Annotated in this window: 18 protein-coding genes; 7 read left to right on the top strand and 11 right to left on the bottom strand. The window is 70.5% G+C overall.

Annotation, left to right across the window (positions count from 1 at the left end; translation table 11 throughout):
- Positions 1–3: 3 nt before the first annotated feature.
- The 4 genes from Adu01nite_RS42125 to fxsT are packed head-to-tail and all read left to right on the top strand — an operon-like array spanning position 4 to position 7,953.
- The gene (locus Adu01nite_RS42125; protein WP_203734977.1) at positions 4–2,217 is read left to right on the top strand and encodes an FxsB family cyclophane-forming radical SAM/SPASM peptide maturase; all 2,214 of its coding nucleotides are present in this window, start codon (positions 4–6) and stop codon (positions 2,215–2,217) included.
- Entirely contained in the window at positions 2,214–2,858 is a 645-nt protein-coding gene (locus tag Adu01nite_RS42120; RefSeq protein WP_203734976.1) for a TIR-like protein FxsC, read from the top strand. Before Adu01nite_RS42125 ends, Adu01nite_RS42120 begins: the two co-directional genes overlap by 4 nt.
- Positions 2,855–4,057: a TIR-like protein FxsC gene (locus Adu01nite_RS42115; RefSeq protein ID WP_203734975.1), complete on the top strand. Its 1,203-nt coding sequence runs from the start codon at positions 2,855–2,857 to the stop codon at positions 4,055–4,057. The genes Adu01nite_RS42120 and Adu01nite_RS42115 overlap by 4 nt, the downstream gene beginning before the upstream one ends.
- Positions 4,054–7,953, top strand: coding sequence for an FxSxx-COOH system tetratricopeptide repeat protein (gene fxsT / locus Adu01nite_RS42110; RefSeq protein ID WP_203734974.1), 3,900 nt, complete (start codon positions 4,054–4,056; stop codon positions 7,951–7,953). Before Adu01nite_RS42115 ends, fxsT begins: the two co-directional genes overlap by 4 nt.
- Before the next feature lie 34 nt (positions 7,954–7,987).
- On the opposite strand, the gene Adu01nite_RS42105 is transcribed toward fxsT, so the two are convergent.
- From Adu01nite_RS42105 to Adu01nite_RS42085, 5 genes are all read right to left on the bottom strand, one after another.
- Positions 7,988–8,917 (bottom strand): alpha/beta fold hydrolase, encoded by a 930-nt coding sequence (locus Adu01nite_RS42105; RefSeq protein WP_239133130.1) that lies wholly within the window; start codon positions 8,915–8,917, stop codon positions 7,988–7,990.
- A 236-nt stretch (positions 8,918–9,153) separates the two neighbouring features.
- Complete coding sequence (locus tag Adu01nite_RS42100; RefSeq protein ID WP_203734973.1) at positions 9,154–9,861, bottom strand: FadR/GntR family transcriptional regulator; 708 nt, start codon at positions 9,859–9,861, stop codon at positions 9,154–9,156.
- A 10-nt stretch (positions 9,862–9,871) separates the two neighbouring features.
- On the bottom strand, positions 9,872–10,714 hold the full coding sequence (locus Adu01nite_RS42095; protein ID WP_203734972.1) for an amidohydrolase family protein: 843 nt from the start codon (positions 10,712–10,714) through the stop codon (positions 9,872–9,874).
- Positions 10,711–11,673 carry an aldo/keto reductase gene (locus tag Adu01nite_RS42090; RefSeq protein WP_203734971.1) on the bottom strand — a complete coding sequence of 321 codons (963 nt, stop codon included), beginning with the start codon at positions 11,671–11,673 and terminating at the stop codon, positions 10,711–10,713. Before Adu01nite_RS42090 ends, Adu01nite_RS42095 begins: the two co-directional genes overlap by 4 nt.
- Positions 11,670–12,947, bottom strand: coding sequence for an enolase C-terminal domain-like protein (locus Adu01nite_RS42085; protein ID WP_203734970.1), 1,278 nt, complete (start codon positions 12,945–12,947; stop codon positions 11,670–11,672). Before Adu01nite_RS42085 ends, Adu01nite_RS42090 begins: the two co-directional genes overlap by 4 nt.
- Positions 12,948–13,119: 172 nt before the next feature.
- On the opposite strand from Adu01nite_RS42085, the gene Adu01nite_RS42080 reads away from it, so the two are divergent.
- Positions 13,120–14,469, top strand: a complete 1,350-nt coding sequence (locus tag Adu01nite_RS42080) for an NAD(P)/FAD-dependent oxidoreductase (RefSeq protein WP_203734969.1) — start codon at positions 13,120–13,122, stop codon at positions 14,467–14,469.
- On the opposite strand, the gene Adu01nite_RS42075 is transcribed toward Adu01nite_RS42080, so the two are convergent.
- Positions 14,404–15,255: a universal stress protein gene (locus tag Adu01nite_RS42075; RefSeq protein WP_203734968.1), complete on the bottom strand. Its 852-nt coding sequence runs from the start codon at positions 15,253–15,255 to the stop codon at positions 14,404–14,406. The two genes, Adu01nite_RS42080 and Adu01nite_RS42075, sit on opposite strands and share 66 nt — an antisense overlap.
- Before the next feature lie 141 nt (positions 15,256–15,396).
- Positions 15,397–15,897: a flavodoxin family protein gene (locus Adu01nite_RS42070; RefSeq protein ID WP_203734967.1), complete on the bottom strand. Its 501-nt coding sequence runs from the start codon at positions 15,895–15,897 to the stop codon at positions 15,397–15,399.
- Positions 15,898–16,054: 157 nt separating this feature from the next.
- Here Adu01nite_RS42070 and Adu01nite_RS42065 point away from each other — a divergent pair, with 157 nt between their 5' ends.
- Positions 16,055–17,464 (top strand): glycoside hydrolase family 6 protein, encoded by a 1,410-nt coding sequence (locus tag Adu01nite_RS42065; protein ID WP_239133129.1) that lies wholly within the window; start codon positions 16,055–16,057, stop codon positions 17,462–17,464.
- Positions 17,465–18,514: 1,050 nt separating this feature from the next.
- Here Adu01nite_RS42065 and Adu01nite_RS42060 read toward each other — a convergent pair.
- Positions 18,515–19,381, bottom strand: coding sequence for an SMP-30/gluconolactonase/LRE family protein (locus tag Adu01nite_RS42060; RefSeq protein ID WP_203734966.1), 867 nt, complete (start codon positions 19,379–19,381; stop codon positions 18,515–18,517).
- Between the two features lie 176 nt (positions 19,382–19,557).
- On the opposite strand from Adu01nite_RS42060, the gene Adu01nite_RS42055 reads away from it, so the two are divergent.
- Positions 19,558–19,980 carry a hypothetical protein gene (locus Adu01nite_RS42055; protein ID WP_203734965.1) on the top strand — a complete coding sequence of 141 codons (423 nt, stop codon included), beginning with the start codon at positions 19,558–19,560 and terminating at the stop codon, positions 19,978–19,980.
- Between the two features lie 47 nt (positions 19,981–20,027).
- Here Adu01nite_RS42055 and Adu01nite_RS42050 read toward each other — a convergent pair whose 3' ends face one another.
- From Adu01nite_RS42050 to Adu01nite_RS42040, 3 genes are read right to left on the bottom strand one after another with little or no spacing between them, the layout of a single operon-like run.
- A complete protein-coding gene (locus tag Adu01nite_RS42050; protein WP_203734964.1) occupies positions 20,028–21,425 on the bottom strand; it encodes a ricin-type beta-trefoil lectin domain protein in 1,398 nt (465 codons plus the stop codon).
- Complete coding sequence (locus tag Adu01nite_RS42045; protein ID WP_203734963.1) at positions 21,422–22,816, bottom strand: pectinesterase family protein; 1,395 nt, start codon at positions 22,814–22,816, stop codon at positions 21,422–21,424. Before Adu01nite_RS42045 ends, Adu01nite_RS42050 begins: the two co-directional genes overlap by 4 nt.
- 47 nt (positions 22,817–22,863) lie before the next feature.
- Positions 22,864–25,434, bottom strand: a complete 2,571-nt coding sequence (locus Adu01nite_RS42040; RefSeq protein ID WP_239133128.1) for a glycoside hydrolase family 3 C-terminal domain-containing protein — start codon at positions 25,432–25,434, stop codon at positions 22,864–22,866.
- Positions 25,435–25,444: the final 10 nt, after the last annotated feature.

The following is a 25,444-nucleotide window of genomic DNA, read 5'->3' as shown; positions in this document are numbered from 1 at the left end:
TATGTGTTGAAGGTCCACAGCCGGTGCGATCTGGCGTGCGACCACTGTTATGTCTACGAGCACGCCGACCAGAGCTGGCGCGGCCAGCCGATGATCATGGCGTCGTCCACCGTGGTCGCCGCCGCGCAGCGGATCGCCGAGCACGCGGTTGCGCACGGGCTGCACGCTGTGCATGTGGTGCTGCACGGCGGTGAGCCGCTGCTACTCGGATTCGACGGTCTCGACCAGGTGATCAGACGCCTCCGGTCGATCGTCGACCCCGTGGTGCCGTTGCGGCTCAGCCTGCAGACCAACGGGATCGGGCTGACCCCGGCCATCTGCGACCTGTTCGTCCGGGAGCGGGTCGGGGTCGGCGTCTCGCTGGACGGCGACCGGGCGGCCAACGACCGGCACCGGCGGTTCCGCAACGGCGGGAGCAGCTACGACCGGGTCCGGGCCGCGCTGCGGCTGCTGCGCCGGCCGGAGTTCCGCGCCGCGTACGCCGGCATTCTCTGCACCATCGACGTGCGCAACGACCCGATCGACGTGTACGAAGCGGTCCGTGCCGAGGAACCGCCCCGGATCGAGTTCCTGCTGCCCCACGCGACCTGGGACAACCCGCCGCCGAGGCCGGACGGGTCGGCCACGCCGTACGCCGACTGGCTTCTCCGGATCCACCGGCGCTGGACCGACGACGGCCGCCCGGTCCCGATCCGGATCCTCGACTCGCTGGAGTCGACCGCGCGCGGCGGCCCCAGCCACACCGAGGCGCTCGGGCTCGACCCGGTCGACGTGCTGGTGGTCGAGTCGGACGGAGCCTGGGAGCAGGCGGACTCCCTCAAGATCGCCTACCACGGCGCGGCCGCCACCGCGCGCACCGTCTTCACGCACAGCGTCGACGAGACGCTGGGCCACCCCGGTCTCGCCGCCCGGCTGACCGGCCTGGACGCCCTCTGCGCGCAGTGCCGATCCTGCCCGGTCGTGGCGCGGTGCGGCGGCGGACTGTTCGCGCACCGCTACCGGACCGGCACGGGCTTCGCCAACCCGTCCGTGTTCTGCGCCGACCTGAAGGAACTGATGGAGTCGACGTCCATGCCGCCCTCGCCGGGCGAGCCGCCCACCGCGGCGATCCCGGCCGACGTGATCGAGGAGATCGCGACCGGCCACGTCAGCGTCGCCACCGTCGACCTGCTCGACCAGTTGCAGGCCGAGCTGGTCGAGGCGCTCCTGGAGGAGCTGGCCGACACGTTCGCGCCGGTCGGGGACGAACACCCCTGGGCCGCGCTGGTACGGATGAGCGGCGACGACCCGCGAACGGTCCGCGAGATCCTCGGGCATCCGTACGTCCGGGTGTGGGCCGACCGCTGCCTGCGGCGGCAGGCCGACCCGCGTCTCCTCGGCAACCTGGCCGCGGCCGCCGCCATCCGGACCGGCCGGCCGGCCACGGTGCAGGTCGTGTCGGCCGGTGGCTACGTCCGGCTGCCCGCGGTCGCCGCGGTCGCCGTGCCCGGACCGGCCGGCCTGCTGCCGCTGACCGTCGGCGAGGCGGGGACCGTGTCGATCGCCGGCCGGCCGCTGGAGCCGGCCGCGTGGTCGCCGGTCCGGCACGCGGACACCGGAGCCTGGTCGCCGGCGCTCGATGACGTGGACGCGCACCGCGACTGCTTCGAGTGGCCGGTCCTGCCACGGCTCGACGAGGCCGCCCACCGGCGGTGGACCAGCACGTTGACCGCGGCGTACCGGATCGTCGCCGACGAGGCGGCCGGCCACCTGCCCGGACTCACCGCCGGCCTGCGAGTGATCACCCCGCTGCAGCCCGGCGCCGACGGGTCGCCCCGGGCCGCGACCGCCCGGGAGGCCTACCCGGCCATCGGCCTGGCCTACGCGGGCCCGGCGGAGATGGCGGTCCTGATGGTCCACGAGTTCCAGCACGTGAAGCTGGGCGCCCTGGCCGACCACGTGGATCTCTACGATCCCGGTTTCCAGGCCCGGTTCCGGGTGGGCTGGCGCCCCGACCCGCGGCCGGTCGAGGGGGTGCTGCACGGGGCGTACGCGCATCTGGCGGTGGCCGAGCTGTGGCGTTCGCGCCCGGGGGAGCCGGCCCGGGAGAAATACCTGCACTACCGCGACTGGACCGCGGAGGCGGCCGAGACGCTGCTCGCCAGCGGCGCGCTGACCGGCAGCGGCGAGCGCTTCGTGCGCCGCCTGGCGCAGACCCTGAACAGTCCCGCGCCATGACCGCCTGGGACGAGCTGTCCGGCGGGCTGATCGCGCCGGTGTTCTTCGTCAGCTACGCGCACGTGCGTGACCTGCGGCTGCCGGCGCCGCCCGCCGACCGCGACGGGTTCGTGCTGCGATTCTTCAGCGACCTGTCGCTGAACGTGAACGAACTGCTGAGCCCGCCGATCGGGGTCGATCCGGGCTTCATCGACCGGACCATCGGTGGCGGCGACCGGTGGCGCCCGGAGCTGCTGGAGGCGGCCGTCACCTGTCAGGTGCTGGTCCCGCTGCTCTCGCCGGCCTACCTGCAGAGCCAGTGGTGTGCCCGGGAGCTCAAGCTGTTCACCGCCCGGCGGGTGATCGCCCGGGCGACCGGCATGCCGGGTCACGTCAGCGCGGTGGTGCCGGTCCTGTGGGTGCCGACCGAACGCTCCGGGATGCCGGCGGTGATCCGGGAGTTCCAGCACTTCGACCCGCTCGGCCTGGCCAAACCGGAGCTGGCGGCCGACTACCGGGACAACGGCATCTACGGTCTGCTGCGCACCAAACAGGACGAGGCCTATCACCACGTGGTCTGGAGGCTGGCGATGCGGATCCGGGAAATCTTCCTGACGTACCACGTCGAGGTGGGCGCCGCGCCGGTCGAGGAGGCGTCGTGAGCTCGCCGGTGTCCGGTGGGGTGGCCGCCCCGCGCCGCGGCGCGTACTTCTTCCTCAGCTATGCCCACTCGGCCCCGTCGCCGGTCGAACCGACCGACAGCGACCGCTGGGTGCGGGTCTGTTACGACGATCTGACCGAGCGGGTCCGGCGCCTGGCCCAGCCGGCGAGCGGACTGGTGACCGGGTTCATCGACGATCTGATCCTGGCCGGGTCGGACTGGAACGCCGCACTCGGCGACGCGCTGGCGATGGCCGAGGTGTTCGTCCCGCTCTACTCGCCCGGCTACTTCAACAAGTCCTGGCCGCTGCGCGAGCGGGAGGCGTTCGCGCAGCGCCTGCGCGACCTCGAGGGCGACGCCGACAAGCATCAGCACATCCTGCCGGTGCTGTGGCTGCCGGTGTTCTCCTGGCAGATGAGCTCGGACATCCAGGAGGCGATCCAGCTCGGCGCCGACGTCCCGGCCTACGTGGACAACGGGCTGCGCGCGCTGTGCATGCTGCCGTCCTTCCGGGCCGAGTACGAGATCATCCTCGACCGGATCGCCCGCCGGATCGTCGACGTCGCGGAGAACTCGCCGGTGGGCCCGTCCTGGGCGCCGCCGCCGGAGGACCTGTCCGGGGTCGCCCCGGCCGGCACGCAGTTCCTGGTGGTGGTGGCGGCCCCGGCCGGCGACGGGATCCCGCCGGGCCGCGACCCGGCGACGTACGGTCCGGAACCGCAGGCGTGGCGGCCGTTCGGCGCGGCGCAGACCTCGCCGCTGGTGCAGTACGTGGTGCACACCGCCGAACGGCTCGGGCTGTCGTCGGAGACCGTCGCCCTGACCACCGAGCCGGCGGCGGCCAGCCACAGCGCCACCCTGGTGCTCATCGACCCCTGGGCCGGCGCCGATCAGGCCGGCCGGGCGGCCCTGGCCCGGGCGGTCCGCGCATTGCCCGAGTGGGCTCTGTGCGTCGTGCTCGTCAACCGCAGCGACCGGCAGTACCGTACCGGCGGCGCCGAACTGCCCCGGCTGGTCGCCGACACCGTCGGCCGGGCCGAACCGCTCGACGTCATGGGCGTCGACGACCTGCAGCAGTTCGTCGACGGCCTGCCCGTACTGGTGACCGAGGCCCGGCGTCGTTACCTGATGCTCGGCCCGAAGTTCACGCCGAAGGGCGCCACGGCGATACCGACACAGCAGAGAAAGAACGACTCATGACCCAAGACCGGCAGGGCCAGGTCATCACCTTCTACTCGTTCAAGGGTGGGACCGGTCGCACCATGGCGCTGGCCAACGTCGCCTGGATCCTGGCCAGCGCCGGCAAGAAGGTGCTGGTCGCCGACTGGGACCTGGAATCACCGGGCCTGCACCGGTTCTTCCACCCGTTCATGAACCCCGACCTCTTCGAGGATCAGGGCGGGATCATCAACCTGATCCGGGAGTACGAGGACCAGAGCGCCCGGCACGACCAGAGCCGGCCGGCCAACTGGCACGAGGAGCTGGCCCAGGTGCGGCGGCACGCGTTCCCGCTCACCGCGACCTTCCCCGGCGGCGGCGAGCTGCACTTCCTGTCCGCGGGCCGGCAGAACCAGGACTACCGGACCAGTGTGGGCGCCCTGGACTGGGACACGTTCCTCGAGCACCGGGACGGCGCGCTGTTCTTCAAGGCGCTGCGGGCGAGCATGCGCAGCGAGTTCGACTACACCCTGATCGACAGCCGGACCGGGCTCAGCGACTTCGCCGACATCTGCACGATCCACCTGCCGGACCTGCTGGTCGACTGCTTCACGTTCAGCGAGCAGGGCATCGACGGCGCGGCCCAGGTGGCCCGCCGGGTGCTGACCACCTACAGCACCCGCAACATCCGGGTGTTCCCGGTGCCGATGCGGGTCGACCAGGCCGAGAAGGAGAAGGTGGACGCCGGCCGGGCGCTGGCCATACAGCGCTTCGGGGCCACACCCGAGCACCTGGCCGAGGAGGACCGGCAGCTCTACTGGGCCGCCGTCGAGGTGCCGTACAGCGCCTTCTACGCGTTCGAGGAGACCCTCGCGACCTTCGGCGACCGGCCGGGCGCACCCACCTCGCTGCTGGCGTCCTACGAGCGCCTCACGTCGTACCTGACCAACGGGGTCGTCACCCGGATGCAGCCGATGGACGAGGGCACCCGGACCGGTGGCCTGGCCCGCTTCGAACGCCGGCTGATGGCCCTCGAGGAGGAGGTCGTCCTGCGCTACGCCCCGCGGGACCAGGTGTGGGCGGAGTGGATCGAGCAGATCCTCCGGCACGCCGGGCTGCGCGTCTTCGACCCGCAGCGGCACCCGGGGGAGCAGGTCAAGTCGTCGGCCCGGACGCTGACCCTGCTGTCCGACGCCAACGAGAACGCCGAGAGCGCGGTCCTGCAACGCGACGAGTACGGCTTCCGGCCGCCGCTCGCCGCCTACATCAGCGACATCCGCACCCTGCCCGGCTACCCCCTCGCCAGCTCGGCGCACGTGCACGGGCAGCCCGCGATGGAGGCCGCGGAACGGATCCTGCAGCTGGTCGGCCGCCGCAACGAGGCGCTGGTCCGGGCGGCCGTGGCCGCGGCCGGCCGGTACCCCGGCATCGCGCCCGCCATCGTCAACATGCCGGCCCGCAACATGCGCTTCACCGGCCGCGAGGACGACCTGCGCGACCTGCGCCGGCTGCTCAACGCCACCGGCAGCATGGCCCTGCTGCCCGGCTCCGCGCCGATCGCGCTGCAGGGGATGGGCGGCATCGGCAAGACCCAGATGGCGATCGAGTACGTCTACCGCTTCCAGGCCGCCTACGACCTGGTCTGGTGGATCACCGCCGACCCGCCGCAGTTCATCGACGTCGGACTCGGCGACCTGGCGACCCGGCTGCGCCTGCCGATGATCGGGCGGGTGACCGAGACGACCCGGGCCGTGCTCAACGCGCTGGAGCGCGGCGAGCCGTACGAACGGTGGCTGATCATCTACGACAACGCCGACGAGATCGAGGCGGTCCGGCAGTTCCTGCCGCGCGGCCGCGGGCACGTCCTGGTGACGTCGCGCAACCTGCAGTGGCGCGACACCGTGGAGACGATCCCGATCGAGGTGTTCGCCCGCCGGGAGAGCATCACCTACCTGCGCCGCCGGGTGCCCAGCCTGACCACCGACGAGGCGAACCGGGTGGCCGAGGCGCTCGGCGACCTGCCGATCGCGGTGGCCGCGGCCGGTGCCTGGCTGGCCGACACCGGAACGCCGGTCGCGGAGTACCTCGACCAGATCGTCGAGCACGGCCCGCGGGTCCTGCCCGACGAGCAGGAGAGCGCGCAGTCCGTGCAGAGGACCTGGGACCTCTCGCTCGACCGGCTGCGCAGCCGGTCGCAGGGCGCCTACCGGCTGCTGCAGCTGTGCTCGATGCTGGCGCCGGAGATCGCGCTCGAGCTGATCCACAGCGAGGAGATGGGCCGGGCGCTGCGGCTGGTCGACGTCAGCACGTCGGAGCGGATGGAACGCGGCAAGCTGGTCCAGCACATCAACCGGCTGGCGCTGCTGCGGCTGGACGCGCAGAGCGGGGTGCACGTGCACCGGCTGCTGCAGCACGTCATCCGGGACCGGATGACCGAGGACGAACGCGCCGAGGCGCGGCACGACATGCACCTGATGCTCGCGGCCGCCCGCCCCCGCGGCGAGGTGGACAACCCGCAGTCGTGGCCGCGGTTCCGGATGCTGTGGCCGCACCTGGAGGTGTCCGACGCGGCGAGCTGCACCGACGCGTCGGTCCGCGAGCTGCTCGTCGACCGGGTCCGCTACCTGTGGTTCCGTGGGGCCTACCACCAGGGCGAGAGCCTGGCCCGCCGGATCGACCGGGACTGGACTCAGCTGCTGGCGGCGTCGGAGGGCCGGCCCGAGCAGCAGCAGGTCCTGCGCCGGCAGTTGCTGAGCCTGCGCTTCAACCTGGCCAACCTGCTGCGCGAGCAGGGCCGGTTCGAGGAGTCGCACGACCTCAACAAGGCGACCCTGGAGGAGCAGCGGGAGTTCCTCGGCGCGGCCAGCCCGTACACGCTGATGACGCTCGGCAGCCTGGCCGCCGATCTGAAGGCGCTGGGCCGCTACGCCGAGGCGCTGGAGCTCGACCGGAGCACCTACGCGGCCTGGGCCCTGGACTTCGGCGAGGAATACCCGCGGACGTTGAGCGCGCAGTTCAACCTCGCCGTCTCCTACCGGCTGCTCGGCGACTTCCGGCTGGCCCGCAAGCACGACGACGACACCCTGCACAAACGACGGCTGGTCCTGGGGGCCGCCGACCCGTACACGCTGATCTCCGCGTCGGCGTACGGCCGGGATCTGCGCGAGGCGGGCGAGTACGAACAGTCGGTGGCGGTGCTGCGGGGCGTGGTCGACGACTACGCCTCCACCCTCGGCGACTCGGCGCGCGGCACCCTCAACGCCCGGGTCAACCTGGCCGTGTCGCTGCGCAGCGCGGGCGTGCCGGACGAGGCGGGCCGGCTGCTCGACGAGACCTACGTCCGGCTGCTCGACAACCTGGGCCCGGCCAACCCGGACACCCTGGCCTGCCGGCTCAGCCGGGCGACGACCATCCTGTCCCGCGGCGACATCGAGCAGGCCAAGAACGAGATGGAGGGGGTCGAGGCGGCCTACCGCAACGCCCTCGGGGAGAAGCATCCGCACACCATCGTCTGCATCAACAACCTCGCGGCCGTGGTGCGCGCCGCCGGCACGCTCACCGAGGCGCGGCGGCTGGCCCTGCTGAGCGCGGAGCTCTTCGCGGACGTGCTGCCCGCGTTGCACCCCTACACCCTGGCCGCCCAGTTCAACCTGGCCGTCTGCGACGCCGAGCTGAAGAACACCGAGGCGTCCCTGACCATCATGCGGGAGCTGCGCGGCAAACTCCTGGACATCCTCGGCCCCGACCACCCGGACACCCTGCGCTGCGAGGGCAACCTGGCGCTGACCCTGGCCGAGGCGGGACTGGGCGGCAAGGAGGTCGACGAGGCCGACACCCTGCGCCGGTTGCGCACCCGGCTGGGCATCCGGCATCCGGCGGTGGTCGCCTTCGAGGAACGCCGCTTCATGCACCGGATGCTGGATCCGCACCCGTTCTGACAGCGCTTTTTGACCGGGGGGCGGCGTCGGCGGGTCAGCCGGCGCCGCTGCCCACGGTCTGCACCGATTTCAGCCAGTCCAGCATCCGCGGCAGGATCTCGACGGCGCCGAAATGCGCGGTGCCGGTCTGCAGCTGCAACTCGCTGCCCGGGACCCGGGCGGCCAGCCAGCGGGTGTGCGCGACCGGCGAGAAATTATCGTCCTCGCCGTGCCAGAAACACACCGGAATGCGGATCTCCCCGGGGTCGAAGCCCCAGTTGACCCGGAACGCAACGGCGTCGTCGACCCAGCCGTAGGGCCCGTCGCGCAGCGCCTTCGAATAGGTCTCCAGGAGCAGGCGGCGGATCGCCACATCGTCGACCACGCGTTTATCGGATAACCGCATCTCCTTGCGGAGTTCGTCGACCAGGATCTGCGGATCGCGCCGGATTTGCGCGGCCCGCACCCGGATCCTTTCGATCAATGTCGAGATCTCGCGGTCCTCGTCCTGCTTCGCCTCGTCCTCGGCGTAGTTGTGCGTGTTGTACTCGGTCATTCCGCCGAACCAGTCGAGGTCGGGGGCGTTGGCCGGGGCCAAGCCGACCAGGACGGCGGCGGCGATGACGTGGTCGGCGTTGCGGGCCGCCACCGCGAGCGCGTGCGGCCCCCCGCCCGAGCGGCCGACCACGCCGTAGCGGTCGATCCCCAGCTCGTTGGCGAGCGTCCGGACATCGGCGGCGGCGTCGACGACCTTGCGGCCCGGCTGCCGGGTGGACTCACCGTAACCGGGGCGATCGTAGGAGATCAGCCGCACGCCGAGGCGGTGCAGGACGATGTTGCGCGGGCGCGGGCCGCTGCTGCTGCCGGGCGTGCCGTGCAGCAGGAAGACCGGCATCCCGTCATCGGGACCAGCGATCTCATACGCGAGGATGCGGTCGCCGACCTTGGCTTCCCTTGCCCCGCGGTTCGCCTGATCCAGGGACACCCTGCACCCTCCCGGCCTCGTCCATTCGAGATCCTATAACACTTGATCTCGGCGTTTGGTAACTATCGAGCACTTGGGCAAAGGTTCACGTTACTTCAGGCCGACCGGCGCGGCGGTGGGTAGTTGTCACATATGGCGTAGTTGGTAACGTTGCTCGGATGATTGATCCGGGGCCAGCCCGGAGACGTATTTCCGACGATATCCCGACCATTTCCATACGATCGGTCAGCTTCGCGTCACGGAACGGTGTTGCGGATTGTCCGCACGTTATTTTCGATCATTAAATGCAGCCACTCCTCGACGCCGGCCACGTGGATCGTCGCCCACGAGCGGGCCAGCTCCGGCTGGTGGGTGGCGACCGCCGCCAGGATGGCGGCGTGCTGTTCGCGGGTCTTCTCGACGGCGCCGGCCTGGGTCAGGCCCCGCCAGATGCGGGCCCTGGTGGTCGGTCCGGACAGGCTGTCGATCAGGGAACAGAGCAGGGTGTTGCCGGCACCGGCCGCGATCCGGTGGTGGAACTCCAGGTCGTTGGCGACCAGCTCGTCGATGGTCGCGTCGTCGGGGAGGCTGGTGAGGACCTTGCGCAGGCCTTCGATGTCGGCGTCGGACATGCGCTGCGCGGCCAGCGCGGTCGCGGCCGGTTCGAGGATGCGGCGCACCTCGAAGAACTCCAGCACGGTGTCGTCGCGATGGAAGTCGACGATGAAGCTCAGCGCGTCCAGCAGCAGGGTCGGGGCCAGGCTGGTCACGTAGGTGCCGTCGCCCTGCCGCACGTCCAGCACCCGGATCAGCGACAGCGCCTTCACCGCCTCGCGCAGCGAATTGCGGGACAGGCCGAGCCGCTCGGCCAGGTCGGCCTCGCGCGGCAGCCGATCGCCGGGGCGCAGCTCCCCGGCGACGATCATCGCCTTGATCTTCTCGATCGCCTCGTCGGTGACGGCCACGCCGGGCTCCCTACTCCAGGCCCAGATGGTAGGCGCGCGCGGCCACCCCGCCGAACACCGCGTCCCGCGCCTCGTCCGGCACCATCGACCGCAGCGCCGCGACCCATGCGCGATAGCCGCCGGCGAGCGTGCAGACCGGCCAGTCCGACCCGAACATCAGACGATCAACCCCGAAGACCTCAAAGGCTTTGCTTACGTACGGGCGGAGCTCGTCGACCGACCACGAACCCCAATCGGCCTCGGTGGTCAGCCCGGACAGCTTGGCGGTCACGTTCGGGCATGCCGCCAGATCGACCAGACCGGCCGCCCACGACGTGAAGCCGGAACCGCGGATCGGTGGCTTGCCCAGGTGGTCGAGCACGAAACGGACCGCGGGCAGGGCCCGGGCGCAGCGGGCCGCGGCCGGCAACTGATCGGCCTGGATGACCAGGTCGAAGGCGAGACCGTGCGAGCCGATGACCGCCAGGCCGGCCCGCACCGCCGGGCGATCGAGGTAACCCGGGTCGGTTTCGCCCTGGACCTGGGAGCGGATGCCGACCAGGAGATGCCCGCCCGGCAGACCCCGGTAACCGGCGATCGTCCTGGCCAGGGCGGGATCGGACGGATCGGCCCAGGCGACGACGCCGGCGATCTGCGGGGTCGCCAGGGCGTGGGCGAGCAGGATGGCGGCCTCGCCCGGATCGCATCGGCCACCCTCGACCAGGACGGTCCGGTCGATGCCGTTGGCGGCCAGCTCGGCGCTCAGGTCGGCGGGCGTGAAGTCGCGCCGGATCGGGGCGAGCGACGGCTCGTCCAGCCAGGTGTAGCCCTGGTCGGTGCGCCACAGGTGGTGGTGGGCGTCGATGCGGCTCATGCCGGCACCGGGGCGTCGGCGCGGAGCAGGCCGTGCGCGACCAGATCGGGCCAGAGCGCGGCCGGTGGCGGCGGCCCGAACACGAGGCCGGCGTTGCGCTTGACCTGGTCCGGGCCCTGCGCGCCGGCGACGACCGTGCGGATGGCCGGGTGCGCACCGGCGAAGTGCAGCGCGGCCGCCGGCAGGGTGGTCCCGTGCCGCTCGCAGACCTCCGCCATCGCCGACGCACGTTTCACCAGGCCGGCGGGGGCGTCCTGATACTCGTAGGGCAGACCGCCGTGCGGCCGGTCCTCGGCCAGCAGGCCGCTGTTGAACACGGCGGCGTTGAGCACCCCGATGCCGCGCCGAGAACAGAGCGGCAGCAGCGCGTCGAGGGCGGGCTGTTCGAGCAGCGTGTAACGGGCCGCCACCATCACCACGTCGATGTCGGTCTCGGCGGCGAAGCGGGTCAGGATCTCGGTCCGCATCGAGCCGACGCCGATCGCCCGCACCACGCCCTCGGCGCGCAGCGCGGCCAGCGCCGGGTAGGCCTGGTCCAGGGCCTCGGCGGCGTGCTCCTCCGGGTCGTGGATCAGCGCGAGGTCGACCCGGTCGAGGCCGAGCCGTTCCAGGCTGTCGGCCAGCGACCGCCGCACCCCGCCGGCGCTGAAGTCCCACACCCGGGTGTGGGTGGCCGGCACCACGAAGATGTCCGGGTCGGGGCCGGGGGCGGAGTTCGGGACCAGGAGGCGGCCGACCTTGGTGCTCAGTACGTACTCGTCCCGGGGCCGTCCCCGCAGCGCGGCGCCGAGCCGCCGCTCGGAGAGCCCGAGCCCGTAGTGCGGTGCGGTGTCGAAGTAGCGGATCCCGGCGTCCCAGGCGGCGTCGACGGTGGCCGCCGCCTCGTCGTCGTCGAGTGCCCGGTAGAGGTTCCCGAGCTGCGCACACCCGAGCCCGAGCGGTCCGAAGGAGAGCGTCATGAGTGCCGGAACTCCCGTAGCGTGGCCGGCACCATCGCCGCGCTGAACCCGGGCGCGGTCGGCGCCTGGTAGGAGCCGTCGCGGATCACCACCGGATCCTGGAAATGTTCGTGCAGATGATCGACGTACTCGATAACTCGATCTTGTTTTTCGCCTGAGACGGCGACGTAGTCGAACATGGACAGGTGCTGCACCAGCTCGCACAGGCCGACGCCGCCGGCGTGCGGGCAGACCGGCACCCCGAACTTGGCCGCCAGCAGGAGAATCGCGATGTTCTCGTTGACCCCGGCGACCCGGGCGGCGTCGATCTGCAGGAAGGACAGGCCGCCGGCCTGCAGCAGCTGCTTGAAGACGATCCGGTTCTGCACGTGCTCACCGGTGGCGACCCGCACCGGCGCGATCGCTTTCGCGATCGACGCATGCCCGAGGACATCGTCCGGGCTGGTCGGTTCCTCCACCCACCAGATGTCGTACGGGGTGAGCTCCCGGATCCACGCGATGGCATCGGGTACGTCCCACCGCTGGTTGGCGTCGACCGCGATGCGGATGTCCGGACCGCAGGTCTGCCGGGCGATGCGCAGCCGCCGCCGGTCGTCGTCGAGGTCGGCGCCCACTTTGAGCTTGATCTGCCGGAAGCCCTGCCCGACCGCCTCCCGGCAGAGCCGCGCCAGCTTCTCGTCGGCGTAGCCGAGCCACCCGGGCGAGGTCGTGTAGGCCGGGTAGCCGTCGCGCAGGATCTCCTTCTCGCGGTCCGCGCGGCCGTCCGCCGAGCGGCGCAGGATGGCGAGGGCCTCGTCCGGGGTGAGCGCGTCGGTCAGGTAGCGGAAGTCGACGAGGGCGACCAGCTCCTCCGGCGACATCCGGGACAGCAGCTGCCACAGCGGCAGGCCGGCCCGCTTGGCCTTGAGGTCCCACAGCGCGTTGACCACCGCGCCGATCGCCATGTGCATGACGCCCTTCTCCGGCCCGAGCCAGCGCAGCTGCGAGTCGTGCACGAGCTCGCGCCAGAACCCGCCCAGGTCGGCGAGGGTCGCCTCGACCGGCCGCCCGATCAGGTAGGGGTGCAGCGCCGCGATCGCCGCGGTCTGCACGTCGTTGCCGCGCCCGATGGTGAACGCGAAACCGTGCCCCTCGTGGCCGTCCGGGTCGTCGGTGCGCAGCACGAGATAGGCGGCCGAGTAGTCGGGGTCGGGGTTCATCGCGTCGGAGCCGTCGAGCTCCTGCGAGGTGGGGAACCGAATGTCGTACGTGTCGACCGCGACGATCCTCGTCATGATCGGATGTCTCCGCCGCATTTTCTGGGGAAACCCCGTCGAAATGTCCTGGGCGCCTTCATACATCGGATGTCTACCAGCGTCGATCGGCGGGCACAAGACTCGGCCTGTCGCCGTGCTCACATTCGGGCGCCGGCTGTCACGAAACGGCGGGCTGTCCGGTCCTCATGGCATGACTGAGCATCGTGTCGTGGTCGTCGGCGCCGGCTTCGGTGGTCTCTTCGCCACCAAGACGCTGCGTCGCGTGCCCGCGAAAGTGACCCTGATCAACCCCACCACCTACCACCTGTTCGAGCCGCTGCTCTACCAGGTGGCGACCGGGATCCTCGCCGAGGGCGAGGTGGCGCCGCCGATCCGCGAGGTCCTCAAGGGCCGCGGCAACCTCGACATCCGGCTCGGCTGGGTGACCGACGTCGACGTGGCCGCGCGCGAGGTCGTCACCAGTGGCTTCGACGGCCGGGAGCGGCGGGTGCCGTACGACTCGCTGATCGTGGCGGCGGGCGCGCAGAACTCGTACTTCGGGAATGACGGTTTTGCCGAGCACGCGCCGTCGCTGAAGAACATCGACGACGCGCTCGAGGTCCGCAGCCGGATCTTCCACGCGTTCGAGATGGCCGAACTCGCCGACGACCCGGCCGAACAGCAGCGCTGGCTGACGTTCGCGATCGTCGGCGCCGGGCCGACCGGGGTGGAGATGGCCGGGCAGATCGCCGAGCTCGCCCAGCGCTCGCTCAAGGGGCAGTACCACCACGCCGACCTCACCAGGACCCGGATCGTGCTGATGGACGCGGTCGACCGGGTGCTGCCGGCGTTCGACCGGCCGCTGTCGGTGGCCGCGCTCAAGGAACTCACGAAGCTGCACGTCGACGTGCGGCTGGCGACCCGGGTGATCGACGTCGACGCCGAGGGCGTGACGATCGCGGGTGGCGAGCGCGTGGAGGCGTACACCAAGATTTGGGCAGCGGGAGTCGCCGCACCCACCCTGGCCACCCGGTTGGCCGCCGCCACCGGCGCGCCGACCGACCGGGCCGGGCGGATCGTCGTCGAGCCCGACCTGACCGTGCCCGGCCACCCGGAGATCTTCGTGGTCGGCGACATGGCCGCGCAGAACCTGCCCGGCGTCGCCCAGGTCGCCATGCAGGGTGGCCGCTACGCCGCCCAGGTGATCAAGGGACGGCTGGCCGGGAAGCCGGTGACGGCGCCGTTCACCTACTTCGACAAGGGCAACATGGCGACCATCTCCCGCTTCTCGGCCGTCGCCAACGTCGGCAAGCTGCACCTCAGCGGGATTCTCGGCTGGCTCGGGTGGCTCGGCGTGCACCTGTTCTACCTGATCGGCTTCAAGAACAAGGTGACCACGCTGATGCACTGGGTGGTCAGCTTCCTAGGGCGAGGGCGCTCCGAGCGGATCGCCACGACGCAACAGATCCATGCCCGGAACGCCCTGCACCACCTCTCAACGGACGACCATCACCGGGCAGTCAGCGTGGTGCAGCAGCTGCAGGACGGTCGACCCCAGTAGGGCCGCGGCGAGCGTGCCGTGGCCGTGGCTGCCCACGATGGTCAGCGCGGCGTGCTTCGCCGCGTCGACCAGGGCGGCCGCCGCGCCGTCGTGCGTGAGCACGGTCTCGACCCGCACCCGCGGATATCTCTCCCGCCAGGGTGCGAGCTGTTCCTCGAGGTGGGCGCGTTCGATCGGATCGTCGGCCGGGTCGGTGAGGTCGGCCGGGATCGGCACCCCCGCCAGCCAGCGGGGGACGGCCGGCAGGTAGGACCGGAGCACGATCAGGGTGGTGCCCCGTTCGTCGGCGGCCGCGAACGCGGTCGGCAGCACCTGCTCGGCGGACGGACTGTCGTCGACGCCGGCCACCACCGGGCCGTCGCTGTTCATCGCGTCGCGAACCACGGCGACCGGGCAGGGTGCGTGCGTGGCCAGGCGCTGGCTGACCGAGCCGAGCAGCAGGCCGGCGAACCCGCCCCGGCCGCGGCTGCCGAGCACCAGCAGATCGGCGCCCTCGGCCACCTCCAGCAGGCGCGGGATGGCGTGGCCGGGCAGCGTGTCGGTCTCGATGTAGAGGTCCGGCACCACCGCGCGGGCCCGGTCCCGGGCATCGGCGACCACGGCCTTGGCCAGGGACTCCGCGACGTCGAGGTATTCGGCCCCGATGTCGAAGCGGGTCTCCAGCCAGTCGCTGTCGTAGGCATAGACGATCCGCAGGCCGGCCCGGCGCCGACGAGCTTCCGCGGCGGCCCAGGTGACGGCGGCGGTGGCCGCCTCGGTGCCATCGGTGGCAACGACGACACTCATGGCTGAGCCTCCTTCGTCATGCCCTTCTGGCCCTCGCCTGCGGCCTGGGCGGGCAGGTTGCGCAAGTGCCGCTCGGTGCAGGCGGTCATGACCGAGCCTCCTTCGTCATGCCCTTCTGGCCCTCGCCTACGGCCTGGGCGGTCATGATCGGTCCCCATGGGTCGAGACCGCCAAGAGGCTGGTCGCCCAGGTGCGGGCGCGGTCGACCTCGCCGTCCAGCAGCGGGCCGGTCATGCCGCTGACCCGGAACTCGGCCGGCGTCGAGACGACCCGGCAGCCGAGCCGGCGCAGCCGCTTGTCCGACTTGCGGGCGGCCGAGCCGGACATCGCCTTGTCCATCCGGCTGCAGAACGCGGCCGCGGCCAGTCCGGCCAGCGGAACCGAGTGGTCGAGGTATTCGCGCAGCCCGATCCGGCCCGGCGTGGCCCCCTGGCGGGCGGCCTCCTCGCGGGAGGTGGGCCGGCTGAGCCCGAACGCATGCGTGGGAGAGCCCACGATCAGCAGGTCGAAGCCGGCCGCGGAGGGGGCGGCGGACACCTCGGAAAGGGTGACGTCGGCGGTTTCGGCCAGCCCGCCGGCGATCGCCCGGGCGAGCTTCTCGGTGTTGCCGAACATCGATTCGTAGACGACCAGCGCTTTCATTCTCAGCCTCCTCGATCTCCAGCCTTCCGTCCGCCCGGGCAGGCGGGCAGGGCCATCCGGCCCGCGACGGCGGGACCCGTGTTGCCCTCAGGTTTTCGGCGGGTTACCTTCCGGGAGCGCTCCCATTGACGGATGTCTTTCCCCCGAAAGGAATCCCGTGTCCCCTCTCCCCAAAAATCCCCGCCGACGGCTGACCACCGTCGCCCTCGCGGCCGCCTGCGCCACCGCAGCGGCCGGAGCCTGGGCCGTGGCCGGCGGCACCGCCTCCGCCGGCACGGTGACCGGCAGCCTCTACCGCGACCCCGACACCGCCGCCGCCCGCTGGGTCGCGGCCAACCCGAACGACTCGCGCACGGCCGTGATCCGCGACAAGGTCGCCAGCCAGGCTTCCTCGCGCTGGCTGTCGAACTTCAACCTGAGCACCGTCCAGGCCGAGGTGAGCGGCTACGTCTCGGCGGCGAACGCGCTGGGCCAGATCCCGCAGCTCACCCTCTACGGCATCCCCAACCGTGACTGCGGCGGAGCGAGCGCGGGCGGCGCGCCCGACCTGGCCACCTACCAGACCTGGATCGGCAACATCTCCCGCGGCCTGGGCAGCCAGACCGTGCTGATCCTGCTGGAGCCGGACTCGATCGCCCTGCAGACCTGCCTGAGCGCCGGCGAGATCACCGCCCGCGACGCCGCCCTGCGCAGCGCCACCCAGACGATCAAGGGCGCGAACGCGAACGCCAAGGTCTACCTGGACGCCGGCCACTCGACCTGGAACGCGGCCGGCGTCCAGGCTTCCCGGCTGATCGCGTCGGGCGTGGCCGACGCCGACGGCTTCTACACCAACGTCTCGAACTTCAATGCAACGGCAAACGAGGCCGCGTACGGCCGATCCGTCCTGTCCTCGCTCTCCGGCCAGGGCGTCGCCGGCAAACACCAGGTGATCGACACGAGCCGCAACGGCGGCGCGGCCGGCGACTGGTGCGGCGACGACAACACCGACCGCCGGATCGGCCAGTACCCGACCACCGCGACGAACGACGCCAACATCGACGCCTACCTGTGGGTGAAGCCCCCGGGCGAGGCCGACGGTTGCGCCTACGCGGCCGGTTCGTTCCAGCCCAACCTGGCCTACAGCCTGGCCAGCGCGGCCCCCAACCCGCCGGCGACAACCCCGCCGACAACGGTCCCCACGACGGCGCCGACCACCGCTCCCACCACGGCTCCGACGACGGCCCCGACCACCGCCCCCACGACGGCCCCGACCACCACGCCGCCGGCCACCGCCGGTTGCTCGGCCGCCTACCAGACCACCAGCACATGGTCGGGCGGCTTCCAGGGCCAGGTGACGGTGAAGGCCGGCAGCAGCGCCATCGCCGGTTGGACGGTCACCTGGACGCTGGGCACCGGCCAGACGATCACCCAGGCATGGAACGGCGAACTGACCACCAGCGGCTCCGCCGCCACGGTCCGCAACGTCTCCTGGAACGGCGCCCTGGCCGCAGGAGCCACCGCCCAGTTCGGCTTCCTGGCCAACGGCACCGCCACCACCCCGGCCGTGACCTGCACGTCCCGCTGACCGGTCCGGGCCCGGTCGCGCGACCGGACCCGAACCCCTCCGAGCAGCCCCGCCGCACCTGCGGCGGGGCTGCTCCTTTCCCAGCGCCGCCGGCCTCGGCGCCAGCCTTCCGCTCGGCTTGCGCTGGGGATTGGCTTTGCAGTGCCGCCGGTCTCGGCGTCGGCCGTCCTCGGCTTGCGCTGGGGGATTCGCTCGGTTTGCGCTGGGGGCACTTATTGGCCTGCAGCGACGTGTCCGTCTGGTCTGCAGGCCGCCGCCGCGCCGGCACGCGATGGCTCCGACGCCTTTGCTTTGCTCACATAGACGCGCTGCTCTGCTCACCTGGTGGTTCGGGAGATCAAATCAGCTTCCCGCGGGCTGGGGCTACCTCGCGCCGCGGAACTCAGGACGTCGGTGGCGCCCAAGCCGGCGGCGAAGCCCGCGACCGTCCGCATGGTGGACGCCGGGTCTTGGATTCTGGACCATTATCCCGCATCACGCGCTCGGTCCTGCCTTGTGGACAGTGGTTCCACATCATGAACCGGTCTGATGCCAAAAAGTCCGGCATGCAACTTATATCCGATGCCGACTCTCGGGCCCGGCAGAAACTAGTCGAGTTTCGGTGAGAACTGAGCACGAGATTTACAAGATCGCCGAGGTGGGGAAGGGCGGCGATGGAATCGGCCGGCGTTTCGCGGCGTGGTCGAGCTACTCATGGTCGAGAGCTTCGCTTACTCGAAGCTCCGGTTCGAAGCTCACAAACACCCTCCCGCGCAGGCGTGCGCCGACGACCTGGCTCCCGGCGGAGGTTTGGGCAATGTCGATGCCCCGCAGCCGGGTGTGGGGCATCGACTGGGTGAGCAGAGCGGGGCGTGTCGGGTGGCACGTGGCGGTGCGCAGGGCGGGCGCGTATGGGTGCGCAGAGCGGCGCGTATGGGTGCGCAGGGCGAACTGGTTGTTGCGGACCTGTGGTCGGCCCTCGGCGAACGCGTCGGCGGAACAGACTCACTTTGAGCGTCTGCCGCCCGGGCGGCCCTCCGTGCCGCTCGGGCGGGGGCGAGGGGTGCGCCTTTAGACCGGGATGGCTATCAGGCGGCCCTCGGTGGCGGCTCGGCGGGCGTGTTCGAAGAAGTCGGGGGCGGCGCACGCGTACAGGGTGGTCAGGTCGGGGCCGCCCAAAGCGCACGCGTAGACCGGGGTTCCTGGGTGCACCTCGTCGGTTATCGCGCCGTCTACCAGGCGCAACAGGCGGCCGCCGATCGCGTCGGCTATCCACAGGGCGCCGTCGGGGGCCAGGCATGCGCCGTCGGGGGCCACCGCCAGCTGGGGCATGACCTTGTCGAACTCGCGTTCGGTCGGGACCGGGGCGAACTCGGCCCACACCCGGCGGTTGGTCAGGGTGCCGTCGGGGGACAGGTCGAAGGCGGTTATCCGGTTGCCGAAGGTCTCGTTCACCAGCAGGACGTTGTCGTCGGTCAGGACTATGCCGTTCGGGAACCACAGGTCGGTGGCCACCTCGGTGACCGTGCCGTCGGGGTCTGCCCGGTGCAGGGCAGCCGTCGTCATCGGGGCGCCGGCCATCAGGTCGTAGCCGAAGTTGCCGACGAACGCCCGGCCGGCGGCGTCGACCGCCATGTCGTTCACGTGGCCGGTGGCGTGGTCGGCCAGGTCGGCGTGGGTCACCAGGGTGCCGTCGGGCTCGCGGCGGAGGATCTTTCGGTCGCGCATCGACACCACCAGCAGGCGGCCGTCGGGGAGCCAGCCCAAGCCTGACGGCTGCTCCGGGACCTCGGCCTCGACCCGCAGGTCCGAGCCGTCGGCGCGCACCGAGCGGACCAGCCCGGCGTAGAAGTCGGAGAACCACAGTCGGTCCTCGTGCCAGCGTGGGGCTTCCGCGAAGTGAAGATCGGCGACGACGACTGACGGATCCGCGACCATGGGAATCCTCCTTGTAAGTGATCGCATAGTCACCACGCCGGGTCGCTGGTGTCAAGGCAATGGGGCGGCGGGACATCGACGGTCGCGGTTATGCTCCGCGCCGATAGATCGATCCACGGGGGAGTTTAATGAAGTCTGGGCGTTTTCTGCCGCTTGCTGTGATAACCGTCGTCGCAGTGGCCGCCGGGTGTGATGACAAGGCCGCGACCAAGGCGGCTCCGGCGACCAGCGCCGCGGCCACCTCGGCCACGCCGTCCGCGTCGCCGGCGCCGGCCGGGCCGACCAAGAACGAGGTCTGCCTCAACGTCACGAAGATCGTGATCGACGGCAGTGTGCAGATCGCCGACAACGCGGTGAAGTCGATCGACGAGCGGTGGAGCACCAAGAAGGTCAACGACAACCTGCGGACCGCCTTCGGCGATATGGCCACCAAGGTGAAGGCGCAGGCCGACGGGGTCACCGATCCGGAGCTCAAGGCGGCCGTCGAGAAGACCGCTGCCGAGCTGGCCGAGGGTGGCAAGTCCAGCAAGCCGGACGTGTTCCTGCAGAAGGACTTCCAGACGCTGAGCAAGGACCTGGACAAGTCCTGCGGTAACTGAGAAGAACGCCGGCCGGGGCGGGACCTCCCCGGCCGGCGTTCGGACCATCAGGCGATGTTTGCCTGCGGGCCGGAGTAGGTCTTGACCAGGGACGGTACGGCGGAGGCCGCGTCCAGGGTGTACGAGTAGAAGGTGCTCGGCGTGAACGCGGAACCGAGCGTCACCTGATTGCCGGTGCAGTTCACCATGATGCTGCCGCTCTGCTTCAACTGGGCGGTCGAGTCGGGATAGAACGGGTCCTTGACGGTGTCGAAGTAACTGTTCTCGATCACCATCTTGGTGGCGCCCCGCGAGTAGTTGCCGTAGCTGGTGACGTTCTGCAGGTAGTTGTTGTAGAGGTGGGCGTACAGCAAATTGTCGGCACTGGGGTTTCGCTGGTTGCTGTTGTAGATCCAGTTGTGGTGGATCGTCATCCGGGCGATCACGTTGTCGGTCCAGCCGATGCCGAACGTCTTGTTGTGATTGCCCATCTGGTTCCAGGACACCGTCACGTAGTTGGTGTCCTTACGGCTGTCGATGTAGCCGTCATTGATGTTGGTGAACGTGTTGTGGTCGATCCAGACGTGATCGGCGGTGTCCATCTGGATGCCGTCGTAGTCGAAGTCCTTGTCGTCGGGATCGTCCGAGGCGACGGCCGTGTCGCCGATGGTCAGGTTGCGGATGATGACGTTCTTGACGCCGGCCCCGAGGAAGAACCCACCGGCTTTGATGCGCCCGGTGGTGCCCACGCCGATCAGCGTTTTATTGCTGGTGACCGGGATCTCGTACCCATAGGTGGGAACGGTGATCGTCCCGCTGACCTTGATGACGTACGCCGTACTCGCCGTGGCGTATTTCAAAAGGTCGGCATATGTCGTGACGGTGACCGTCGTGCCACCCGCACCCCCGGTGGTTCCGGCGGCGAAGCCGTCGGCGGTGTTGGACCACGTGCGTCCGCCGATCGCCGCGAAGGCCCACTGCTTGTTGGTGTTGGCCGTGCAGGTCTCCTGGATGATCGCCGCGCCGGAACTGGTCGAGGCGCCGGCGTCACTGATGCAGAGCCCGCTGTTGACGTTGATGATCTGGTAGGTGCCGGTGCCACTGGCGACGAGCTGCCATTGCTGGTTGGTCTGCGAGGAAACGCAGGTGTATTGCTGCAGCTGGGTGCCGGAGGTGGTGGCGAAGTTGGGGACGTCGATGCATTTACCGCTGTTGACGTTGACCAGCTGGTAGTTGGAGCCGCTCGCGGTCAGCGTGAACTGCTGCCATTTGGCGCCGTCGGTGCAGCCCCATTGCTGGAGCAGGGCACTGTTGGCGGTGGAGGCGCTCGGGACGTCGATACACATCCCGCTCTTGGTGACTTTCAGTTGGTAGGCGACCCCGGTGGCGGGCGCGGCCGAAGCCGTTCCGGGCAGCCCGATCAGGGCGGCCGCGGCCAGGAGCACGAGGACGATCAGCTTTCTCATAGCGGGTTCCATCCGTCCGTGCCGGCCAGGTATTTCTGCGGGGTGTAGTTCGCCGCGGTCGAGTCGGACATCTGCGGCCGGTTGCTGTTGGTGGTCGCGCCGGATCCGGTGTTCTTGTATTCGAAGAAGCGGGCGTTCTTCCACGAATTACTGGACATGTCGGTCCACGGCTGCGCGGTCGCGATGGTCGCGCTCAGCGACGACTCGCGGTAGAGCACCTGTGCGTCGGCACCCCAGGGGCGGCCGAGCTGCGTCACGCCAGAGGAAGCGCCGGTGATCGTGCACTTGTAGAACAGGAAGCCGTAGGTGACACCGGCGTCGGTCTTGGACGCCGTGATCGGCCCGCCGGTCGAGCGCTTCTCGTAGATCGAGGTCGCGTTGAAGACCGCGGTGCCGCCGCCGAAGATGAAATCGACGGTGCCCTCCACATAGGAGTTGACGTAGTACGAGCGGTAGGCGTTGACCAGCAGGGTGTCCTGGGCGCCGAGGAACCGCACGTTGCTGAAGACCGATTTGTCGGCGTTGACGTTGACCGCGACCGCCTGGCTGCCCTCGCCGTAGTCGTTGGACATGGTGAGGTTGGTGGCCGCGAAGTCGTGCCCGTTGACGAACACACTCGCGCTGCCGGACGTGCCGTAACCCCCGGCCGAACTGTGGTTGTTCACGATCACCGTCTGCGACGCCGAAGATCCAAGACCCTGCAGCGTGACGTACGGCTTGGTGGACGGGATCGTCACGATCTCGCGATAGGTACCCGCCTTGATCGTGATGACCTGCCGGGTGGTGTTGCCGGCCGGCACCGCGTCGACCGCCGCCTGGATGGTCGTGTACTTCCCGCTGCCGTCGGAAGCGACGACCGCGGCCGCGGTGCTGCCGGTGACGAAGGCCCACTGCTTGTTGGTGTTGGCGGTGCAGGTCTCCTGGATGATCGCGGTGCCGCTGGTGGTGGAGGCGTTGGCGTCGGAGATGCAGAGCCCGCTGTTGACGTTGATGATCTGGTAGGTGCCGGAGCCGCTGGCCACGAGCTGCCATTGCTGGTTGGTCTGCGACGACACGCACGTGTACTGCTGGAGTTGCGTACCCGAAGTCGTTGAGAAGTTGGGCACGTCGATGCACTTGCCGCTGTTGACGTTGACCAGCTGGTAGTTGGAGCCGCTGGCGGTCAGCGTGAACTGCTGCCACTTGGAGTTGTCGGTGCAGCCCCATTGCTGCAGCAGGGCACTGTTGGCGGTGGAGGCACCGGGGACGTCGATGCACATGCCGCTCTTGGTGACCTTGAGTTGGTAGGCGACACCCGTCGCCGGGGCGGCGGCTGCCGGGGAGGGCGACGCGGCCAGGACGCCGGGTATGACCAGCGCCAGGGCTGCCAGGAGCAACCGTTTCCTTCCCATGGGTGGGTCCTTTCCTTCTTCGATCGCCCGGTGGCAGGCGATACGTGTTAGCCGCGGACCAGGACGACGAACGTTCCGCGCGCGGTCCGGCCGCGGTAGTCGACGGTGGCGGTCACGGTGGCCACGCCGGGTTGCAACGCGACCAGGTCGGCGGAGACCACGTCCGGCCGGTTGCTGGTGTAGCGGACCCGCATCCCGGCCGGCAGCGGCGTGCTGTCGCCGAGCGTGCGGTAGCCGGCCAGGGTCTCGTCGGTGAGCGACACGGTCAGCTGCGGGTCGATCCGGCTGCCGGTGCCGAAGACGACCCGCTGCGAGATGCCCAGGGCCGCGTCACCGACCGCCACCGGCCGCGGGGTCACCACCTCGGGCACCGCGTGCAGCGTCCCGGTCACCGCGACATTCGCGCGGCTTCCGCGGCCGGCGCTGGAATCGGCCACCCGCAGCTCGTACCGGCCGGGGTCGACCCGGTAGCGGCCGGCCGCCTCGTCGAAGTAGGCCAGGCTCGGCACCGAGACCCGGAACGTGACCTGGCTGGTCTGCCCGGGCCGGAGCGTGATCTTGCGGAAGCCGGCCAGGCGCTGCTTCGGCCGGTCGGCGGCGGCCGGGGTACGCACGTAGAGCTGGGCGACGTCGGCGCCGGTGGTCCGGCCGACGTTGGTGACGTCCGCGCTGACCAGGATCGTCCCGTCGGCGTCGACCCGGTGCCGGTCGACCCGCACGTTGCCGTAGCGGAACCGGGTGTAGCTCAGCCCGTGGCCGAAGGGGTAGGTCACGTCGCCGGTGAAGTACTGATAGGTCCGGCCGAGTGTGGTCGCGGTCGGCCGGATCGCGTAGTCCCCGATCGGCGGCAGCTGGGCCAGGTCGGCGTACCAGGTGAAGGGCAGGTGCCCGCTCGGGTTGACCGCGCCGGTGAGCACGTCGGCGAGCGCCGCGCCCTTCTGCTGGCCGTTGTAGGAGCTCCACAGCACGGCCGGCACCCCCGGCGGCAGGTCGACCTGGCCGACCGTCTCCAGGTAGACGACGGTGCGCGGGTTCGCCGCCACCACCTGCGCGATCAGCTCGGCCTGGCCGCCGGGCAGGGCCAGGTCGGCCCGGTCGTGCGCCTCCCGGGCGGTGGTGTCGTCGGTGCCGGCGTGCACGATCACCACGTCGTAGCCGGCGGCCGCGGCCGGGTCGCTCGCCGGCAGGTAGTCGACGGTCGCGTCCGGGTTGGCGGCCAGCACGGCGGCCCGCACGCCGGCGTAGGTGGTGACCGACTTCGCGACCCCGGCCGAGCCCTGGATGCTGGAGTACCCGCCGAGGTACATGGTCGGCGGGTTGGCGTAGGTGCCGATCACCGCGACCCGGTAGGCGCCGGTCGCCGGCACCCGCAGCGGCAGCAGGCCGCGGTCGTTCTTGAGCAGCACGGTGCTCTCGCCGGCCACCTCGCGGGCCATCGCGAGCCGCTCCGGCGTCTCGGTGACGGCCGCGTTGGTGTCGGCGTTCGTCCAGGTGCCGGGGGCCAGCCGGGCGCGGGCGGCGGCGACCCACGGCACCTGCGCCTCGGCGTCGAACTCGCCGGTGGCGATCCGGGCGGTGAGCAGCCGGACGAGGGAGACGTCCACGTCGTTCTCGTTGTAGATGCCGGTGTCGGTGGTGATGTGCTGGGCGACCGCGGCCGGGATGGTGTTGCCGTAGTTCTTGCCGTCCTTGTAGCCGGCGTTGCAGTTCAGGTCCTCACCGGCCGATTGGGCGTACGCGGTGCGGCCGAACTGGTCGAGCGGCGCGGCCGCGTTCGCCGGTTGCCAGTGGTGCCCGGCCTGGATCTCGTAGACGGCGTCGCAGTCGGAGGTGAAGTAGCCGCCGAAGCCGAACGTCTGCCGGGCCAGGGTGTCGTTGAGGTGCACGCTGGCCGGCGCCGGAATGCCGTTGACCCGGTTGTACGCGCTCATGATCGAACCCGGCGAGCTGTTCCGGATCAGATCGCGGAACTGCGCCGTGTAGTACTCCCGCAGGGTCCGCTCGTCCATGTCGGACGATCCGTTGACCCGGTTGAACTCGCTGTTGTTCGCGGCGAAGTGCTTGATCGTGGCGATCGTCTTCAGGTAGCCGTTCTGCGTTTCCCCGGACGGCGTCTGCCCCTGCAGGCCGTTCACGAACTGCCCGGCCAGCGCCGCGGTGAGCAGCGGATCCTCGCTGAACGCCTCGTCGTTGCGCCCCCAGCGCGGGTCCCGGGCCAGGTTGACGGTCGGCGAGTAGAGGCTCAGGTCGAGCGTGTTGTTCCGGAAGATCTCCCGGGTCTCGTCCGAGATCAGCGTCGCCTCCCGGTAGATCAGGTCCGGGTTCCAGGTCGAGCCGAGCGACAGGTCGACCGGGTACGACGTGGTGTTGATCAGGGTGGGCGGCCCGCCGCCGTTGCGGGTGCCCTCGCGGGCGACGCCGTGCCCGGCCTCGTTCCACCAGCCGTAGGCGGCGATGCCGAGCCGGGGGATCGCCGCCGACTGACTGCTGTTCATCTGCGATGCCTTCTCCGGCAGCGTCATCCGGGCGGCCAGGTCGGCGGCGCGCTCGACCGGCGAGTAGGACGGGTCCAGGTAGACGGGAGCGTCGGCGGCCACCGGCAGGGCTACGAAGGGCACACCGAGGAGA

Origin of the sequence: Paractinoplanes durhamensis (genome assembly GCF_016862175.1) — a bacterium.
Classification (GTDB): domain Bacteria; phylum Actinomycetota; class Actinomycetes; order Mycobacteriales; family Micromonosporaceae; genus Actinoplanes; species Actinoplanes durhamensis.
This window is presented reverse-complemented; position numbering and strand designations above follow the sequence as displayed.

Bases quoted from the DNA above. Each gene is read 5' to 3' on its own strand.
- Adu01nite_RS42120 (WP_203734976.1), top strand. From the start codon at position 2,214: ATGACCGCCTGGGACGAGCTGTCCGGCGGGCTGATCGCGCCGGTGTTC.
- fxsT (WP_203734974.1), top strand. From the start codon at position 4,054: ATGACCCAAGACCGGCAGGGCCAGGTCATCACCTTCTACTCGTTCAAG.
- Adu01nite_RS42095 (WP_203734972.1), bottom strand. From the start codon at position 10,714: ATGAGCCGCATCGACGCCCACCACCACCTGTGGCGCACCGACCAGGGC.
- Adu01nite_RS42090 (WP_203734971.1), bottom strand. From the start codon at position 11,673: ATGACGCTCTCCTTCGGACCGCTCGGGCTCGGGTGTGCGCAGCTCGGG.
- Adu01nite_RS42085 (WP_203734970.1), bottom strand. From the start codon at position 12,947: ATGACGAGGATCGTCGCGGTCGACACGTACGACATTCGGTTCCCCACC.
- Adu01nite_RS42080 (WP_203734969.1), top strand. From the start codon at position 13,120: ATGACTGAGCATCGTGTCGTGGTCGTCGGCGCCGGCTTCGGTGGTCTC.
- Adu01nite_RS42075 (WP_203734968.1), bottom strand. From the start codon at position 15,255: ATGAGTGTCGTCGTTGCCACCGATGGCACCGAGGCGGCCACCGCCGCC.
- Adu01nite_RS42070 (WP_203734967.1), bottom strand. From the start codon at position 15,897: ATGAAAGCGCTGGTCGTCTACGAATCGATGTTCGGCAACACCGAGAAG.
- Adu01nite_RS42060 (WP_203734966.1), bottom strand. From the start codon at position 19,381: ATGGTCGCGGATCCGTCAGTCGTCGTCGCCGATCTTCACTTCGCGGAA.
- Adu01nite_RS42050 (WP_203734964.1), bottom strand. From the start codon at position 21,425: ATGAGAAAGCTGATCGTCCTCGTGCTCCTGGCCGCGGCCGCCCTGATC.
- Adu01nite_RS42045 (WP_203734963.1), bottom strand. From the start codon at position 22,816: ATGGGAAGGAAACGGTTGCTCCTGGCAGCCCTGGCGCTGGTCATACCC.